This is a genomic window from Bradyrhizobium sp. Ken64, from assembly GCF_055807555.1.
This window is the reverse complement of sequence record NZ_JBVVPA010000050.1, coordinates 1-16,235: the sequence shown is the minus strand read 5'-3', so window position 1 is coordinate 16,235 and position 16,235 is coordinate 1. Positions and strand designations below refer to the sequence as shown.

Annotated in this window: 16 protein-coding genes; 2 read left to right on the top strand and 14 right to left on the bottom strand. The window is 64.3% G+C overall.

Annotated features, from left to right (window positions below; translation table 11 throughout):
* Nucleotides 1-118: 118 nt before the first annotated feature.
* The 4 genes from AC0L2F_RS35125 to thiD form a co-directional block, all read right to left on the bottom strand.
* Complete coding sequence (locus tag AC0L2F_RS35125; protein ID WP_473251451.1) at nucleotides 119-1,102, bottom strand: threonine/serine dehydratase; 984 nt, start codon at nucleotides 1,100-1,102, stop codon at nucleotides 119-121.
* 63 nt (nucleotides 1,103-1,165) lie between these two features.
* Complete coding sequence (locus AC0L2F_RS35120; protein ID WP_473251452.1) at nucleotides 1,166-2,209, bottom strand: glycosyltransferase family 4 protein; 1,044 nt, start codon at nucleotides 2,207-2,209, stop codon at nucleotides 1,166-1,168.
* A 14-nt stretch (nucleotides 2,210-2,223) separates the two neighbouring features.
* Nucleotides 2,224-3,036, bottom strand: a complete 813-nt coding sequence (locus tag AC0L2F_RS35115; RefSeq protein WP_247287409.1) for a UDP-2,3-diacylglucosamine diphosphatase — start codon at nucleotides 3,034-3,036, stop codon at nucleotides 2,224-2,226.
* Nucleotides 3,037-3,219: 183 nt separating this feature from the next.
* Nucleotides 3,220-4,020: a bifunctional hydroxymethylpyrimidine kinase/phosphomethylpyrimidine kinase gene (gene thiD / locus AC0L2F_RS35110; RefSeq protein WP_063995678.1), complete on the bottom strand. Its 801-nt coding sequence runs from the start codon at nucleotides 4,018-4,020 to the stop codon at nucleotides 3,220-3,222.
* A 129-nt stretch (nucleotides 4,021-4,149) separates the two neighbouring features.
* On the opposite strand from thiD, the gene AC0L2F_RS35105 reads away from it, so the two are divergent.
* Entirely contained in the window at nucleotides 4,150-4,395 is a 246-nt protein-coding gene (locus AC0L2F_RS35105; protein ID WP_007602021.1) for an Lrp/AsnC ligand binding domain-containing protein, read from the top strand.
* Between the two features lie 24 nt (nucleotides 4,396-4,419).
* Here the strand turns inward: AC0L2F_RS35105 and AC0L2F_RS35100 are convergent, their stop codons facing one another.
* Nucleotides 4,420-5,349, bottom strand: a complete 930-nt coding sequence (locus AC0L2F_RS35100; protein ID WP_063995677.1) for a c-type cytochrome — start codon at nucleotides 5,347-5,349, stop codon at nucleotides 4,420-4,422.
* 155 nt (nucleotides 5,350-5,504) lie between these two features.
* Between AC0L2F_RS35100 and AC0L2F_RS35095 the strand changes: the two genes are divergently transcribed.
* Nucleotides 5,505-5,921 carry a CHRD domain-containing protein gene (locus AC0L2F_RS35095; RefSeq protein ID WP_063995676.1) on the top strand — a complete coding sequence of 139 codons (417 nt, stop codon included), beginning with the start codon at nucleotides 5,505-5,507 and terminating at the stop codon, nucleotides 5,919-5,921.
* Between the two features lie 76 nt (nucleotides 5,922-5,997).
* On the opposite strand, the gene AC0L2F_RS35090 is transcribed toward AC0L2F_RS35095, so the two are convergent.
* The 9 genes from AC0L2F_RS35090 to AC0L2F_RS35050 form a co-directional block, all read right to left on the bottom strand.
* Nucleotides 5,998-7,293, bottom strand: coding sequence for a cystathionine gamma-synthase family protein (locus tag AC0L2F_RS35090; protein ID WP_063995675.1), 1,296 nt, complete (start codon nucleotides 7,291-7,293; stop codon nucleotides 5,998-6,000).
* Nucleotides 7,294-7,634: 341 nt separating this feature from the next.
* Complete coding sequence (locus AC0L2F_RS35085) at nucleotides 7,635-8,081, bottom strand: c-type cytochrome (RefSeq protein ID WP_007612428.1); 447 nt, start codon at nucleotides 8,079-8,081, stop codon at nucleotides 7,635-7,637.
* A gap of 89 nt (nucleotides 8,082-8,170) precedes the next feature.
* A complete protein-coding gene (locus tag AC0L2F_RS35080) occupies nucleotides 8,171-10,480 on the bottom strand; it encodes a xanthine dehydrogenase family protein molybdopterin-binding subunit (protein WP_473251450.1) in 2,310 nt (769 codons plus the stop codon).
* Nucleotides 10,481-10,801: 321 nt separating this feature from the next.
* Nucleotides 10,802-11,080, bottom strand: a complete 279-nt coding sequence (locus AC0L2F_RS35075; protein WP_007612443.1) for a DUF1127 domain-containing protein — start codon at nucleotides 11,078-11,080, stop codon at nucleotides 10,802-10,804.
* Between the two features lie 300 nt (nucleotides 11,081-11,380).
* Entirely contained in the window at nucleotides 11,381-11,794 is a 414-nt protein-coding gene (locus tag AC0L2F_RS35070) for an SRPBCC family protein (RefSeq protein WP_007612451.1), read from the bottom strand.
* Nucleotides 11,795-11,957: 163 nt separating this feature from the next.
* Entirely contained in the window at nucleotides 11,958-13,484 is a 1,527-nt protein-coding gene (gene murJ / locus AC0L2F_RS35065; RefSeq protein WP_063995673.1) for a murein biosynthesis integral membrane protein MurJ, read from the bottom strand.
* Nucleotides 13,485-13,759: 275 nt separating this feature from the next.
* Nucleotides 13,760-14,947, bottom strand: coding sequence for a DegT/DnrJ/EryC1/StrS family aminotransferase (locus tag AC0L2F_RS35060; RefSeq protein WP_473251449.1), 1,188 nt, complete (start codon nucleotides 14,945-14,947; stop codon nucleotides 13,760-13,762).
* A 9-nt stretch (nucleotides 14,948-14,956) separates the two neighbouring features.
* On the bottom strand, nucleotides 14,957-15,961 hold the full coding sequence (locus AC0L2F_RS35055) for a Gfo/Idh/MocA family protein (RefSeq protein WP_007612455.1): 1,005 nt from the start codon (nucleotides 15,959-15,961) through the stop codon (nucleotides 14,957-14,959).
* 184 nt (nucleotides 15,962-16,145) lie between these two features.
* The coding region (locus AC0L2F_RS35050) for a hypothetical protein (RefSeq protein WP_473249423.1) at nucleotides 16,146-16,235 on the bottom strand (90 nt) is incomplete at its 5' end.

Sequence of the window (16,235 nt, the reverse complement as noted above, 5' to 3'; positions counted from 1 at the left end):
CTTGGGGTCACCGCTCTCCAGGCAATGCAAAACTCTCCCGGCGGGAGCAAAACATTCTCAAGCTCTGAGGAGCCCGCCAAAGCGGGCGTCTCGAAGGATGGCCACAGGGAAACTGCTCTCAGGCCACCAGCTCGGCGAACAGATCGGCGTCGACATTGCCGCCCGAGAGCACGATGACGACGTTCTTGCCGGCCACATCAAGTCGCCCCGCAAGCAGCGCGGCCAGGCCGACCGCTCCGCCCGGCTCGACCACGAGCTTCAGCTCGCGATAGGCAAAGGCGACGGCCGCGCCGACTTCCTTGTCCGACGCGGTCACGCCGCGCGCGAGCAGCTTGCTGTTGATCGCGAATGTCATCTCGCCGGGGATCAGGGCCATCAGCGCATCGCAGATGGTGCGGCCTGCCGGTCCGTGCGGCTCGCGATGACCTGCGGTCAGCGACAGGCCGTGATCGTCGAATGCCTCGGGCTCGGCCACCACGATCTCGGCCAGCGGAAAACGCGCCTTCACAGCCGTTGCAACGCCGGCGATCAGGCCGCCGCCAGAGGCCGGCGCCACCACGATGTCAGGGGCGAGACCAAGTGCCGCCATGTCCTCGGCGATCTCGCGACCGGCGGTGCCTTGGCCGGCGATCACGAAGGGATCGTCATAGGGCCTGACCAGCGTCGCGCCGCGCTTCTCGGCGATGCCGCGCGAGATCGCCTCGCGGTCGTCGCGGTCGCGGTCGTACAGCACGACCTCGGCACCGTAGGATTTGGTGCGCTCGCGCTTCGACAACGGCGCATCCGCAGGCATCACGATGGTCGCCTGCATGTCGAGGATCTTGGCCGCCGCCGCCACGCCCTGGGCATGGTTGCCGGAGGAGAACGCCACGACTCCACCGGCGCGCTTGTCATGCGGGATCGAGGCGACCTTGTTGAAGGCGCCGCGGAACTTGAACGAGCCGGTGCGCTGGAGCATCTCCGGCTTGAGATAGACCTTTGCGCCGACGCGTTCGTTGAGCACGGGAAAGGACAGCAGCGGGGTGCGGACGGCGAACGGGGCGATCACGCGTGCTGCGGCATCGATATCGGCAGGGCCGATCGGGAGGAGCTGTTCTGTCATGCCTGATGTTATCGCGGCGGATGAGGCGCGAGCAAGACATCTCCGCGCGAGGATTTCGTACCCTCAGGCGACGAATCGCGCCGGTTCTGCCCCGTTCCGGCCCGGCAGCACCGCACCGACCGCCAAAATGCTGTCGATAAAAGCCCGGGCCGAGGCTTCCCAGGTGTAGTTGGCGGCGAATTCGACGCAGTCCTGCCGGGAGATGTCCAGCGCGGCGAAGCAGGCACCGCGCAGATCGTGATCGAGCGCGCCGACCGGGGCATCGCCGATCACGTCGCGGGGGCCCTTCACCGGGAAGGCCGCGACCGGCAGGCCGCTCGCCAGCGCTTCGAGCAGGACGAGACCGAACGTGTCGGTCTTGCTCGGAAACACGAAGACGTCAGCGGCCGCGTAGATGTCCGCCAGCTCCTCGCCGTGCTTTTCGCCGAGGAAGATCGCGTCCGGATAGGCCTCCTCCAGCGCGACACGCGCCGGACCATCGCCGACGATCACCTTGGTGCCGGGCAGGTCGAGGTCGAGGAACGCCTCGAGATTCTTCTCCACCGCGACCCGGCCGACCGAGAGGAACACCGGTGCCGGCAGGCAGAGATCAATCGCGCGGGGATGGAACAAATGGGTGTCGACGCCGCGCGGCCACAGCACGACATTGTCGAAGCCGCGCTCGGTCAGCTCGCTGGCGAGCGCCGGCGTTGCCGCCATCACGGCGCGGCTGGGGCTGTGAAATCGGCGCAGCGCCCGCCAGATCAGCGAGCCCGGCACCGGCACGCGGGCGCGGACATATTCGGGAAAGCGGGTGTGGAAGCTGGTCGTGAAGGGCAGCTTGCGCTGGCGGCAATAACGCCGAACCATCAGGCCGATCGGACCCTCCGTCGCGATGTGGATGCTGTCCGGGTGCGCCTCTTCGATCAGCTTTGCGATTCTGCCCGGCCGCGGCATGGCCAGCCGCACGTCACGGTAGCTCGGCATCGCAAAGGTGCGGAACGATTGCGGCGTCAGGAACGAGAATTCGACGTCGAGGCTTTTGGCACCGTCAGCAAGTTTGGTCAGCGTCCGAACCACACCGTTGACTTGCGGGTGCCAGGCGTCGGTCGCGACCAGGATGCGCATCAGGCTGCCTTTTGTCATGCAGCTCTGGCTGCAACCTGCGGGACCTGTGCCGGCTTCTCGGCCTGGTCCGCCCAGGTGATGATCTCGAAACGGCCGTCGTCGTGCTCGACCAGCGCCGTACAGCTCTCGACCCAGTCGCCGCAATTCATGTAGCGGATGCCGCCCTCGTCGCGGATCACCGCGTAGTGGATGTGACCGCAGATCACGCCGTCGGCGTCGTGACGCCGCGCCTCTGCCGCGAGCGCCTGCTCGAATGCGCCGATGTAGTTCACCGCATTCTTCACCTTCTGCTTGGCCCATTGCGACAGCGACCAATAGGGCACCTTGAACATGCGCCGGAAGAAGTTGACGAACCGATTGAGCTGGATCGCGAAATCGTAGGCCTTGTCGCCGAGATGGGCGAGCCAGCGTGCGTTCTGCACGACGAGGTCGAAGATGTCGCCGTGGATGACGAGATAGCGCTTGCCGTCCGCGCCGGTGTGGACGGTGTTCTCGACCACGTCGATGCCGCCGAAATGCGTGCCGTAATAGTTGCGCAGGAACTCGTCGTGATTACCGGGGATGTAGATGACCTTGGCGCCCTTGCGCGCCTTGCGCAAAAGCTTCTGGACCAGGTCGTTATGCGATTGCGGCCAATGCCAGCTCGATTTCAGCGCCCAACCGTCGACGATGTCGCCGACGAGATAGATCGTGTCGGCATCATGGAAACGCAGGAAGTCGAGCAGAAGGTCGGCTTGAGAACCGCGGGCTCCGAGATGAACGTCGGAGATGAACAACGTGCGAAAGCGCCGCTCCGGGCTCTCGTCACTCACATCGTAACTTCCCATGCGCCAGCCTGTAACAATGTCCCGTGACAGGGGGATGACCAATTGAACCTTTGAGGCACCTTCGGATACGAATCGCGCTTGCCTCGCCCACCCGCGAATATCAGTCGCATGCGACAATCAGGCGACATGGCGTCGCAGCGGCCTCCGCAAGAACCCGGAACCGCGGCGCGCTCGCGAGCGGCGTCAGTAGAATTTGTGGAAATGATGGATCGGGCCGTGGCCGTGGCCGACGCTGAAGCGATCGGCGGCCGCGATCGCCGCGCTGATCCAGGTCTTGGCGTTGCGCACGGCGCGCTCGAGATCCTCGCCTCTGGCGAGCCCCGCGGCAACCGCCGAGGACAGCGAGCAGCCGGTGCCATGGGTGTTGCGAGTGGCAACGCGCGGCGCGGCGAGCGCGATCGTCGTCCTGGCATCGACGAGATAGTCGATGCTCTCGGCGCCCTCGCCGTGCCCGCCCTTGATCAGGACCGCCCGGCAGCCGAGCGCCAGCAGCCGGCGCCCCTGGCTTTCGATCTCGGCCTCGCTGGCCGCGACCGGTTCGCCGAGCAGAGCCGCGGCCTCAGGCAGATTGGGTGTGATCACCGAGGCCAGCGGCATCAATTTGATGCGCAGGGCGTCGACGGCTTCGGACGCGAGCAGGCGATCACCCGATGTCGCCACCATCACGGGATCGAGCACGATATGCCGGGGCGCCCAGCGCGACAGCGCGGCCGCGATCGCATCGATGCTGGCGGCTTGCGCCACCATGCCGATCTTGACCGCGCCGACTTCGAGATCGGAAAACACCGCGTCGATTTGCGCTGTGACGAATTCGGCGGGCACCGCGTGAATGCCGGTGACGCCGCGGGTGTTCTGCGCCGTCAGCGCCGTGATGGCGGAAGCGCCAAAAACGCCGAACGCGGCAAAGGTCTTCAGGTCGGCCTGGATGCCGGCGCCGCCGCTCGAATCGGAGCCGGCAATGGTCAGCGCGACGGGCGTCGTCATGGGGCGATTTTCCGCGTTTTCGAAGCCATGGCCCGTCCTAGCGCGCCTCCCCGAGCCCAGCAAGTTCGCTTGCTAAATCCGGCCGGGTTTGGCCTATTAGCCGCCAGATATGCTTTCGGAGTGACCGCGATGGTTCCCTTTTTCGTCCAGATCAAATGCAAGCTCGGTCAATCCTATGTGGTCGCCAATGCGCTTGCCGAAGCCGAGATCGCCTCCGAGATCTATTCCACGGCCGGTCAATACGACCTGCTGGTGAAGTTCTACGTCGACAATGACACCGATATCGGCCACTTCGTCAACGAGAAGGTGCAGGTGCTGCCCGGGATCCAGGACACCCTCACCATCATCACCTTCAAGGCGTTTGGCGCGAGTTGATCGTCCGGAAAAGGGCGGGCCTGATCAGGCGCCGCCCTCCTTGCGCTTGGGGCGCGGCGGACCGTCCACCGGCGGCAGCGATTTGAGATAGTCCGCCATCGCCGCGAGATCGTCGTCCGGCAATTGCGAGGTGTTCTTGATCACCCGCGTCATCGCGCCGCCGACGCTGTCGCCGTCGGGCAATTCGCCGGTCTTCAGGAAATAGGCAATATCCTTCGCGCTCCACTCGCCGAGGCCCTTCTGGGTGATGTTGGGCACCCACCCCTCGCCTTCGGGATTCGGGCCTCCGGCGAAGCGTTGTCCGGCGATGATGCCGCCAAGCGCATTGCGCGGGCTGTGGCATTCCGCGCAATGGCCAAAACTGTTGACGAGATAGGCGCCGCGATTCCACTGCGGCGACTTCGCGCTGTCGGCGACGAAGGGCTTGCCGTCCAGAAATAAGAATTTCCAGATGCCGACGTTGCGGCGGATATTGAACGGAAAGCGCACGTCGTGGTCGCGCACCTTGCCTGCAACGGCCGGCAGCGTTTTCAGGTACGCAAAGAGATCGAGCACGTCCTCGCGCCTGGCGTGCTGATAGGACGTGTAGGGAAAGGCCGGAAAATAATGCCGTCCCTCCGGCGAGACCCCGTGCATCACCGCGTTGACGAATTCGGCCTGGCTCCATTTGCCGATGCCGTCGGTCGGATCGGACGAGATGTTCGGCGCGTAGAACGTTCCGAACGGCGACTTGATCGCGACGCCGCCGCCGAGCCTGAGACGATCGGGCTGGTCGGGGACGGCATGGCATGAGGCGCAGCCGCCGGCGTTGAACATCACCTCGCCATTGGCAAGATCAGGGACGCGGGCAGGCGCGGTGCCGGCGGCCGCCACCACCGGCGCGCTGAGCCACCAATAGACGCCGGCTGCGGCGAGTGCGGCGAGCAGCGCCACGGAGATTGTTCGTCGCAACATGCGGTCCTTTCGTCGTCGCGGCGAACCTTATGACCGATGTCCTCGCGGCTCCAGCCACGAAGAATTTAGCCCACCGCAGCCTGGAACGGGAATAAACTGAAATGCCGGCTGTTGGAAGTTTGGCGGCCCAAACGGGTTCAGCAGGGAGAAAAATCATGAACAAGATCGTCATCGCGATGTCATTGCTTGGCGCCGTTGCTCTTTCAGGTTCGGCCAGCGCCGAAAAGCTGAAAGCAACGCTCGACGCCAAGTCCGAGGTCCCCGCAACGACCAGCAGCGGCACGGGAACGGCTGATCTGGATTACGACGCCGCCAGCAAGAAGCTGTCCTGGAAGGTCACCTATTCCGGTCTGTCCGGCCCCGCCACCGCCGCGCATTTCCACGGACCTGCCGAACCCGGCAAGAACGCCGGCGTTGCGATCCCGATTCCCGGCGCAGCCACCAGCCCGGCCGAGGGCTCGGCGACACTGACCGACGCGCAGGCGGCCGATCTGCTCGGCGGCAAGCTCTACGTCAACATCCACACCGCGGCCAATCCGGGCGGCGAGATCCGCGGTCAGGTGATGAAGTAACCTTCGCACAGACCAGCAAAAAGGGCGGCTGCCATCGCAGCCGCCCTTTTCGATTGCGCGTACGCTGGCGCAGGCGTCACACCTCAGGTTCGGCCGCGTTCAGTGCCTGCGCGAGGTCGGCGATCAAATCCGACGGGTGTTCGATGCCGATCGACAGCCGGATCGTGGAATCGAGCACGCCGATCTTCCGGCGGATGTCGGCGGGAACGCCGGAGTGGGTCATGGTGGCAGGCAGGCTCGCAAGCGACTCCGTTCCACCGAGGCTCACCGCCAGCTTGAGGATCTGCAGCGCGTTGAGGAATTTCATGGCGGCTGCCTTACCGCCGACGATGTCGAACGAGAACGTGGACCCCGCCCCTGTGCATTGCCGCGCAAACACACGTCCGTCCGGCGACGCCGCGTCGTGATGACCGAGATAGTGCACCTTGGCCACTTTGGGATGATCGCGCAGATAGTCCGCCACGAGGCGCGCATTCGCGTCGGCCTTTTCCATGCGCAGGCTCAGCGTCTCGAGCGAGCGGTTGATCATCCAGCAGGAATGCGGATCGAGCTGGGTGCCGATGGCGCCGCGTAGCGCCTTGATGCCTTTCACCACCGCCTTGGCGCCGAGCGCGGCGCCCGCGATCAGATCGGAATGACCGCCGACATATTTCGTGAGCGAGTACAGGGAAATATCGGCGCCGTGCTCGATCGGCCGCTGAAACACCGGCCCGAGCAGCGTATTGTCGCAGGCGATGATCGGAACGTGTCCTTGGGTCTTTCCGATGGTCTCGGCGACACGCCGCATCATCGCGATGTCGACCAGCCCGTTGGTCGGGTTGGCCGGAGTTTCGATCAGGATCATCGAGACCCTTCCCTTGCGCATGGCCTCCTCGGCGGCCTGGCTGACCACGGCTTCATCGACGCCATCGGCGAAGCCGACGGCGCCGATCGACAGACGCGCAAGCGTGTTCGTCAGCAGGGTTTCGGTGCCGCCATAGAGCGGCTGCGAGTGCAGAATGACATCGCCGGGGCGGACGAACGCCAGGATCGTGGTCGCGATGGCCGCCATGCCGGACGAGAACAGCGCGCAGCTCTCGGTGCGCTCGTAGATCGCGAGCCTGTCCTCGACGATTTCGCTATTGGGGTGATTGAACCGCGAATAGACCAGGCCCGCGCCCATTCCTTCCGGCGGCTCGCGTCGGCCGGAGACGAAATCGAAGAAGTCCTGCCCGTCCTCGGCCGTCTTGAACACGAAGGTCGAGGTCAGGAACACCGGCGGCTTGACCGCGCCTTCCGACAATTGCGGATCGTAGCCATAGGTCAGCATCAGCGTTTCCGGATGCAGCATATGGTTGCCGATGTGCGTCTTCGACGGGAACGGTTTGACCATGGCTTGTCTCGCTGTTGCTGATTGAGCTGCTCGCCGCGGGTTGGAACTCCTGATGTCGCAACGCAGCCAGGAGCAAGATGCGTCAGCGTCAAAAGCTCACGCCAATGCCGCGGCGGCTGGAGCCAAGATAGCTGCTCCGGCAGCGATCCGTCAGGCCTTGCGAACACAATTTCCTGCAGCGCTGCGCGCCGACATGAAAAAAGCGGCTGCTGTCGCAACCGCCTTTTTCCCAATTCCCAGTAGCCCGGATGGAGCGCAGCGCAATCCGGGGCAGTCTGTCAGCTCGATAGGTTTCCCGGATTGCGCTACGCTCCATCCGGGCTACGAATCTTTTTCTTCCGTCAGCCGTTCTTCACGCGAAACGTCTCGTGGCAGCCGCCGCATTCCTTGCCGATCGCGGGGAAATTCGCCTTGAGCGAGTCGATATCCTTGATCTTGCCCTTGGCCTCGCCAACGACCTTGGCGAAGCTCGCGACCTTGGCATCGAACCCGGCCTTGTCCTCCCAGACCTTCGGCGAGGCGCTGTAGTCGCCCTCGGGCTTCATGCCCTTTGCGCTCGCCGGAAACAGGTTCGGCAGCTTCTTGGCGGTGTCCTCGAACTGCGCCAGCGCGCTGTCCACCGTGGCCTGATCGTAGGGCTTCTCGCCCTTGACGATCGCCGCCACCGCGCCGGCGTTCTTGCCGTTGGCCTTCATCAGCATCTGGACCTCCTTGACGGAGTCCTGCTGCGCCCAAACCGCGCCCATACCCAGCAAAAGCGCGCCCCCAACAACCAACACTCGCTTCATTCGCAAAATCCCTTTCGTTGATACAGGATCGTGCCGACCCCTCAATGGGGCCAACACCGCCCGGCAGATTTCATTCCCGTGGAAGATTGTCACAGGCTGTGACGGCGATGGTGCTCGTTGACGGCGATCCACACCCGCTCCGGGGTTGCCGGCATGTCGATATGGTCGATCTTGTACTCGCGCCAGAGCCCGTCGACGATGGCGTTGACGACGGCCGGGCAGGACCCGATCGCACCGGCCTCTCCCGCGCCCTTCACCCCCAACGGATTGGTCTTGCAGGGAACGTTGGCCGTCTCGAACACGAAGGCCGGCCCGTCCGCCGCGCGTGGCAGCGCGTAGTCCATGAAGGTCGCGGTGACGAGCTGGCCGTCGCCCGCGCCATAGACCACCTGCTCCATCAACGCCTGCCCGATGCCCTGCATGGCGCCGCCATGGACCTGGCCGGCCAGCAGCAGCGGATTGAGCGTCATGCCGAAATCATCGACGATCACGTAGTTGACGATCTTGATGATGCCGGTGGCCGGATCGATCTCGACCTCCGCGACATGGGTGCCGTTCGGATAGGTGCCGTCGGCGCTGGCGAAGGTCGCGCTCGCATTGAGCTTCGACGGATCGACGCCGGGACGCTTGGCGAGATCGGCGAACGAGATCGAACGGTCGGTGCCGGCGATGCGCACCAGGCCATCGGTAATTTCGAGGTCGCCGGCACTGGCTTCCAGCGCCTGCGTTGCGATCTCCTTGAGCCGCGCGCCGAGCTCGCGGGTCGCACGCTCGACGCTGACACCGCCTGACGGGATCGAAGCCGAGCCGCCCGTCCCGAGGCCCGTGGCGATCATGTCGGTGTCGCCCTGGTGGACGTGCACGCGCTCGGGCGCCACGCCGAACTGCTCGGCAACGATCTGCGCATAAGCGGTCTGATGGCCCTGCCCGCTCGACTGGGTACCGATCAGGACAGTAATATCGCCGTTGGGGTCCATCCGCACATTGGCGGTCTCCTCGCCCATGGTGCCGCAGACCTCGACATAGCTCGCAAGTCCGATGCCGCGGATCAGGCCGTTCTTCTTGGCCGCCTTGGCGCGCTTGCCAAACTCCTTCCACTCGGCGATCTCCATCGCGCGCTTCAGATGCGCGGCGAAATCGCCGGAATCGTAGACCTTGCCGGTCGCGGTCTTGTAGGGCAGCGCCTTCGGCTGGATGAAATTCTTGCGGCGGATGGCATCCACCGTCATGTCGAGTTTCCGCGCGCAGGCATCCACAAGACGTTCGATGACGTAAGCAGCCTCGGGTCGCCCCGCACCGCGATAGGCATCGACCGGCACGCTGTTGGTGAAGATGGTGCGCACCCGGCAGTGGAACGCCTGGATGTCGTAGAGGCCCGGCAGCATGCCGGCGCCGCCATGCGGGATATAGGGTCCGAAGGTCGACAGATACGCGCCCATGTCGCCCATCAGGTCGCAATCCATCGCGAGGAACTTGCCGTCCTCGGCCAGCGCCATCTTCGCGGTGGTGACGTTGTCGCGGCCCTGCGCGTCGCCCATGAAATGCTCGGTGCGGTCGGCCGCCCATTTCACCGCCTTCTTCAGCTTTCGCGCGGCGACTGCCAAAAGGGCGTATTCCCGATAGGGAAACAGCTTCGTGCCGAAGCCGCCGCCGACGTCGGGGCAGATCACCCGCATCTTGTCGGTCGGGATGTTGAGCACGTTCTGACAGAGGATGTCGCGCAGGCGATGGCTGCCCTGGCTGCCGACCGTCAGCGTCAGATGGTCGCGCTTGGCGTCGTATTCGCACACTGCCGCGCGCGTCTCCATGAAGTTCGCGACCACGCGCGGATTGACGATCGAGATCTCGGCCACCGCATGCGCTTTGGCAAACGCCGCTTCGGTCGCTTTCTTGTCGCCGATCGAGACGTCGAACAGGACGTTGCCGGGCTTGTCCGGCCAGACCAAGGCTGCGCCCTTCTTCACGGCGTTGACGACGCCGGTCACTGCCGGCAGCGGGCTCCATTTGACCTCGATCGCCTCGATCGCGTCGCGGGCCTGGTCGATGGTTTCGGCGACGACGAAGGCGATGGAATCGCCGACATGGCGCACTTCGTCCTTGGCGAGGATCGGGTAAGGCGGCCCGGTGAAGGGATCTGTCTCGAGATTGAACAGGCAGGGCAGATTGCCGAGATCCCCAACGTCATCGGCGGTCAGGATCAGCGCGACGCCGGGAAGGGTGCGGGCACGGCTCGCATCAATGGTGTATTTGGCATGCGCATGCGGCGAGCGCAGCATCAGGCAGCGCAAAGCGGCCTGCGGCGCATAATCGTCGGTATAGCGGCCCTTGCCGCGAATGAGCGCGTCATCCTCCTTGCGCAACACACTTTGGCCGACGCCGAACTTGATTGGGGCTGCCATTTTCTCATCCCGTTTCGCATGGTTGTTTTGCCGGCATATTGCCGTGGAAAAACTGGCAAGGCAAACGGGTTTAGGCGGTGGCACGTGATTGCAGGCAGGGGAACGCGCCGCGCCCGGTCACCCACCGGACTATCGCATATGGCAACCAGTGACCGTAGAACGAACTCGGCCTGCATGGTTCGAGACGCCCGCTTTGGCGGGCTCCTCACCATGAGGGTTTAACATCTCGCCGCAAAACGCGACCTCATCCTGAGGGCCCGCCATAGGCGGGCGTCTCGAAGGATGGGCCGCGAAGAAGCAGTCAGCCAAGCTCCTCAAAACCTACATCCCTCCGCGGCTCCATAGATAGGTTGCGCTATTTCTCAACGTATCGATCGCTCGCTGAGGCGAGATATAGTCGACCTCGCCACGCGTCAGACCGATATCCATCAGCTCCCTGTCACTCAGGTCCTGCAAGGCGATTTGTGGACCCTGCCGCCAGCGCCAGTCCTGGAGCACACGCCAGTATTGCGCGAGCAAGCCTGGGATGCTGCGCGTCGATGCAAGTTCGAGGGTGAGCCCCTCGGCCTCGGATGTGATGTTCGTCTGTTGGGGTGGCATCGGACGCTCCTGCTGTTGTGCCGGCAGGGAAGCGTGGCCAAACAAAAGGCCCCGTCCGATGCCGGCGGGGCCTGGTGAAAAGATGTCGTCGTCGAATTCTTTAGCGCGCGACTCCTTCCACGGCCCAGCCGAAGCGGGTCATGTGGTTGCGGTTGAGTTTGCGCACTGATTTGATCATGCGACGCGATTACCACAGCAATCGCGCAAAATCAAGAGATGTGTAGAGGTTCGCTGCATCCTGGAGGCGAGTCCCTACCTGAGGGTGCCGGGCGCCGAAGCCGACGACGCCCGTCAACGCCTTCACGACTTCTTCTTCGCTTCCACGTATCGTGCGAAGTTGTCGAGGATGGCCTGCCAACCGCCTTGCTGCTGCTCGACCGAGTGCGTCGATTCGCCATCGAAGACAACCCGGACCAGAACGCCCTTCGGGCCGGGCACAAACTCGACTTCGGCTTTTCGCTCGCCGAACGCGTACTCGATCCGCTTGTGCTCGATGATTTTCGTGTAGGTACCGGCGAAGTCAAAGCCCATGCTGCCGTCCTTGGCCTCCATGCGCGATGAGAAGACACCGCCTTCTCGCAGGTCGACGGTCGCCTTGGTCGTATGCCAGTCGTCGGACGCGGCGTTCCACTTCATGATGTCGGCGGGCGTCGTGTAAGCGCGCCAGACCTGATCGATGGGGGCTGCGACGTTGGTTTCGACGGTGATCCTCATAAACAGTGCTCCTGGTTCGATTTTTGCCGGCTCGAGGTGACGGCATCACGTCAATTGTGCAGGGTCCATCCACCGCACTTCCGAGATGTGTCCATCCAAGGACGATCGAGATTGGCCCGTGCCGACAAGGTCGAGCCGTCCATGCGTTGAAAATATGAAAAAGCTAGCCGCGCACCAGCGAGACCAGCCAGCGGCGGCCGAACAGCACAAGGATGGCGAGCGCATAGACGATGGTGCCCCCGCCGGCCAGCAGAAGCAGCGTCAATTCGTCCCGGAAGTGCATCGAGCCCAACGAAGGACCGCCAAAGCGCGCGATCAGCCAGAAGGCGGCGGCCAGGATGAGCCCCGTCACCAGGAATTTGACGAGCGACAACAGCCAGGCGCGGTCCAGCACGAGAAAACCTCGCCGCACCGCGAAGAACAGCACCAGCAGCAGGTTGGTCCAGACACCGACGGCCGTTGCCAACGCAAGGCCGATCTGGGCCAGCGATCCCATCAAGGCGACCTTGAGGGCGACGTTGACCGCGATGCCGGTCAGCGACGCCCGCACCGGCGTCGCCGTGTCCTTGCGCGCATAAAACGTCGCGACGGCACTGCGGATCAGCACGAAGGGGATCAGACCGATGGCATAGGCCGCGAGCGTGGCGCCGGCGGCGGCGGCATCGGTTTTCGAGAATGCCCCGCGGGCGAACAGCGCGCGCATGATTGCGTCGGGCACGGTGAGGAAGGCGGCGACGAATGGCACCGAGAACAGCAGCGTGAAATCGAACGCACGGCGCTGCGCCTTCATCGCGCCATCATGATCGTTCGCCGTGATCCGCCGCGACATCTCCGGCAGCAGCACCGTGCCGATGGCAATGCCGATCACGCCGATCGGGAGCTGGTTGAGGCGGTCGGCATAGTAAAGCGCCGACAGGGCGCCGGCGGGCAGGAAAGTCGCGATGATGGTGTCGGCAAACAGCGCGAGCTGCGTGCCCATCGAGCCCAGCGTCGCCGGCCCGAGTGCCCTGAAGAATGCGCGGACGTCTTCGTCGAGCTTGAGCGGCGCAAAGCGCGGCAGGCCGCCATGGCGGGCGAGATCGCCGGCGAGCAGGACATATTGCAGGAAGCCGGAGATCAGGACACCCCAGGCGGCGGCGTGGCCCGCGCTGGGAAACCAGGCGGCAAGCGCCAGCGTCATCATCATCGAGATGTTGAGGAAGATCGACGCGGCTGCGGCGCTGGCGAAGCGCTGCATCACGTTGAGCATGCCGCCATAGAGCGTCACCAGCGTGATCAGCAGCAGATAGGGAAAGGTGATCCGGGTCAGCTCGATCGCGAGCTTGCGTTGCTCGGCGTCCTCGGAAAATCCGGGCGCCAAAATGCTCATGGCCTGCGGCATGAACAGCCAGGCGACGATCAGCAGCACCACCTGGGAGGCCAGCAGCAGCGTGAAGATGCGGTCGGCGAACAGCCTTGCCGCCCCCTCCCCGCGCTCGCCATGGACGTGCGCATAGGCCGGCACCCAGGCGGCGTTGAAGGCCCCCTCGGCGAAGATCGCACGGAAATGATTGGGCAGCCGCAGCGCCACGAAAAAGGCGTCGGCCACAGGGCCGGCGCCGAGGATCGCCGCGAGCATGATGTCGCGGGCAAACCCCGTCAGCCGCGAGAGCAGCGTGTAACCACCAACCGTGAAGATACGTCCGAGCATGCGTCTGTTTTAGAGACTTATCGAACAGAGGTCGATTGCATCTTGCGATGCGCATTGCTGTGCCCTCTCCCCTTGTGGGAGAGGGCAGCGCCGCAAGTAGACACAAACTCGATAGGGTGAGGGGTCTCTCTCCCAGCTTTCGATGCGGAGAGAGACCCCTCACCCGTCTCGCCGCTTTGCGATAGCCGATGCGATGCATCGGCGTCCTTAAGAACGGCGGCCGAAAGCCGCCTCTGCCACCCTCTCCCACAAGGGGAGAGGGTAAGAACGGCGACTCAGGTTGAAAGCGCCCCGCGCACGGCGGCGATGATTCGCTCCTGATCGGCTTCGGTCAGATAGGCATGCATCGGCAGGCTGATGACGTCCTGCGACAGGCTCTCGCAGCCCGACAGGCCGCCTTCTGCGACCGGGTACTGCTTGTAGGCGGTCTGCTGATGCATCGACTTGCCGTAATAGATCGCCGTCGGCACGCCCTGGGCCTTCAGCGCGGCAGCAAAGCCGTCGCGGTCGGTGCCTACAGGGAGGCGGATCGTGTACTGCGCCCACACCGAGGTGTTGCCGGGAGCCACGCGCGGCACGGTGACCACATTGCTGAGACCGCGCGCGTAGCGCTCGGCGACTTTGTTGCGGGCGGCGATCTCGTCGTCGAAGATCTTCAGCTTCTCGATCAGGATCGCGGCCTGCATGGTGTCAAGCCGGCCGGTCAGGCCGAGGCGGACGTTGTCGTATTTGTCGACGCCCTGTCCGTGCACGCGGATGCTGCGCAGCGTCGCCGCGAGCTCGTCGTCATCGGTGAAGATCGCGCCGCCGTCGCCGAAGCAGCCGAGCGGTTTTGCGGGAAAGAAGCTGGTCGCGGTGGCGAGCCCAAAGGTGCCGAGCTTGCGGCCCTTGTAGCTTGCGCCAAAGCCTTGCGCTGCATCGTCGAGCACGAACAGGCCTTCGGCCTTGGCGATCTCGGCGATGGCGTCGTGATCGGCGGGCTGTCCGAACAAATCGACCGGAATGACCGCGACCGGCTTGAGGCCGGCCCTCCGGGCCGTTGCGATGCCGCGCTTGAGCGATTCCGGGCTCATGTTGAAGGTGGCTTCGTCGACGTCGACATAAACCGGCGTCGCGCCGGTCCGCGCCACCGGCGAAGCCGTCGCGATGAAGGTGAAGGACGGACACAACACGGCGTCGCCCGGCCCGACATTCTTCGCCATCATCACCATCAGGATCGCGTCGGTGCCACTGGCGCAGCCGATGACGTGCTTGGCGCCGCAATAGGCCGCAAGCTGCTTCTCGAGCTCGGCGACTTCAGGGCCGTTGACGAACTGACAATGATCGAGAACCCGCTTCACGGCGGCATCGAGCGAATCGCCGAGCCGGCGGCGCTGCGAGGCGACGTCGATGAAGGGAATGGGTTCGGAACGCAGATGCTGGTTCATGGCCTGGTTCTTGGAGCCTTCTTGGCTAGTCGACATGGAAAGAGTTCAGCCAGCGACGCGGCGCGGACCCTTGCGGGCAGACGACGTGGCCGCGGGCCGCGACGGCGTTTCCAGGCACTGCGTCGCGATCTCGAGGCTGGCGACGCCTTCGTCGCCGGTGACCGCCGGCGTCTCGCCGTGACGCACGGCCTTGAGGAACGCGATCAGTTCAGCGCGGAGCGGCTCGTCATGGCCAACAGGCAGATGCCGCATCGAATAGCTGCCGTCAGGCTTGAAGCCGAAACATTCGGTGACCTGGCGCGTCAGGAGATCGCCCATCACGTATTTGCCGCGGGTCGCGACCGTGACGCTGCGCGCCTTGAACGGCGTCAGCCAGTTGGTGTTGATGTGCGCGAGCACGCCGTTGGCAGTCCGGAACTGCAAGAGCGCGATGTCCTCGCGCTCGGCGACCGCGCTCGACAATTGCGGCTGCACCTCGACGATGTCGGACTCGGTGAACCAGCGGATCAGATCGATATCGTGCACGGCAAGATCGATGACGACGCCGACATTGGACATGCGCGGCGGGAACGGGCCGACGCGCGTGATCGCGATCGACAGAATGTCCTCGCCCGCGATCGCCTGCTTGACGGCGGCGACCGCCGGATTGAAGCGCTCGACATGGCCGACCATCAGCGTCACGCCGGCCTTTTGCGCAGCAGTGACGATCTCGCGGCCTTCCGCGACCGTGGACGCAATCGGCTTCTCGACCATCACGTGGATGTTCTTCGCGATGCAGGCGAGCGAGACCTCGTGATGCAGATGGGTCGGCGCCGCGATGGTGACCGCATCGACGCCTTCGGCCAGCAGCTGGTCGAGCGTCTCGAAGCTCGCGCAATTGGCAAGCTCCATCGCCCGGGTGCGATGTGCCGGCGAAGGATCGACGACGCCGACGAGGCTGACGCCGGGAAGACCCGCGAGCACGCGCGCGTGGTTGCTGCCCATCACGCCGGCGCCAATGACGCCGACGCGCAAGCCGGCCTTTGCCGGTGCAGATCCTGTGGAACTCATGTGAGCAAACCCCGATTCAACGCAAATCCCCGGGGCGCTTCTAGCACGGACGCCACATTTGTGGCGAATGCGGAGCTAGCGGTCCGGACACGATTTGATTCAAAAAGTTACACGTTCCCCGGGCCTTAAGCCTCTGAAAGAGACCACTCTTTTGGCCCGGGTCGCGTGATTCGGAGTGTGCTGGTTACGACCTTTGGTAGTCGTCTTCAATCCGGATGATGTCGTCTTCCCCGAGATAGCTTCCAGTCTGGACCTCGATCAGCTCCAGCATGAT

Excerpts from the sequence above, each read along its gene's own strand:
- AC0L2F_RS35060 (WP_473251449.1), bottom strand. The coding sequence starts at position 14,947 with ATGTCGACTAGCCAAGAAGGCTCCAAGAACCAGGCCATGAACCAGCAT.
- murJ (WP_063995673.1), bottom strand. The coding sequence starts at position 13,484 with ATGCTCGGACGTATCTTCACGGTTGGTGGTTACACGCTGCTCTCGCGG.
- AC0L2F_RS35090 (WP_063995675.1), bottom strand. The coding sequence starts at position 7,293 with ATGGTCAAACCGTTCCCGTCGAAGACGCACATCGGCAACCATATGCTG.
- AC0L2F_RS35100 (WP_063995677.1), bottom strand. The coding sequence starts at position 5,349 with ATGTTGCGACGAACAATCTCCGTGGCGCTGCTCGCCGCACTCGCCGCA.
- AC0L2F_RS35115 (WP_247287409.1), bottom strand. The coding sequence starts at position 3,036 with ATGGGAAGTTACGATGTGAGTGACGAGAGCCCGGAGCGGCGCTTTCGC.
- AC0L2F_RS35120 (WP_473251452.1), bottom strand. The coding sequence starts at position 2,209 with ATGCGCATCCTGGTCGCGACCGACGCCTGGCACCCGCAAGTCAACGGT.
- AC0L2F_RS35105 (WP_007602021.1), top strand. The coding sequence starts at position 4,150 with ATGGTTCCCTTTTTCGTCCAGATCAAATGCAAGCTCGGTCAATCCTAT.
- AC0L2F_RS35095 (WP_063995676.1), top strand. The coding sequence starts at position 5,505 with ATGAACAAGATCGTCATCGCGATGTCATTGCTTGGCGCCGTTGCTCTT.
- AC0L2F_RS35080 (WP_473251450.1), bottom strand. The coding sequence starts at position 10,480 with ATGGCAGCCCCAATCAAGTTCGGCGTCGGCCAAAGTGTGTTGCGCAAG.
- AC0L2F_RS35085 (WP_007612428.1), bottom strand. The coding sequence starts at position 8,081 with ATGAAGCGAGTGTTGGTTGTTGGGGGCGCGCTTTTGCTGGGTATGGGC.
- AC0L2F_RS35070 (WP_007612451.1), bottom strand. The coding sequence starts at position 11,794 with ATGAGGATCACCGTCGAAACCAACGTCGCAGCCCCCATCGATCAGGTC.
- thiD (WP_063995678.1), bottom strand. The coding sequence starts at position 4,020 with ATGACGACGCCCGTCGCGCTGACCATTGCCGGCTCCGATTCGAGCGGC.
- AC0L2F_RS35055 (WP_007612455.1), bottom strand. The coding sequence starts at position 15,961 with ATGAGTTCCACAGGATCTGCACCGGCAAAGGCCGGCTTGCGCGTCGGC.
- AC0L2F_RS35075 (WP_007612443.1), bottom strand. The coding sequence starts at position 11,080 with ATGCCACCCCAACAGACGAACATCACATCCGAGGCCGAGGGGCTCACC.
- AC0L2F_RS35125 (WP_473251451.1), bottom strand. The coding sequence starts at position 1,102 with ATGACAGAACAGCTCCTCCCGATCGGCCCTGCCGATATCGATGCCGCA.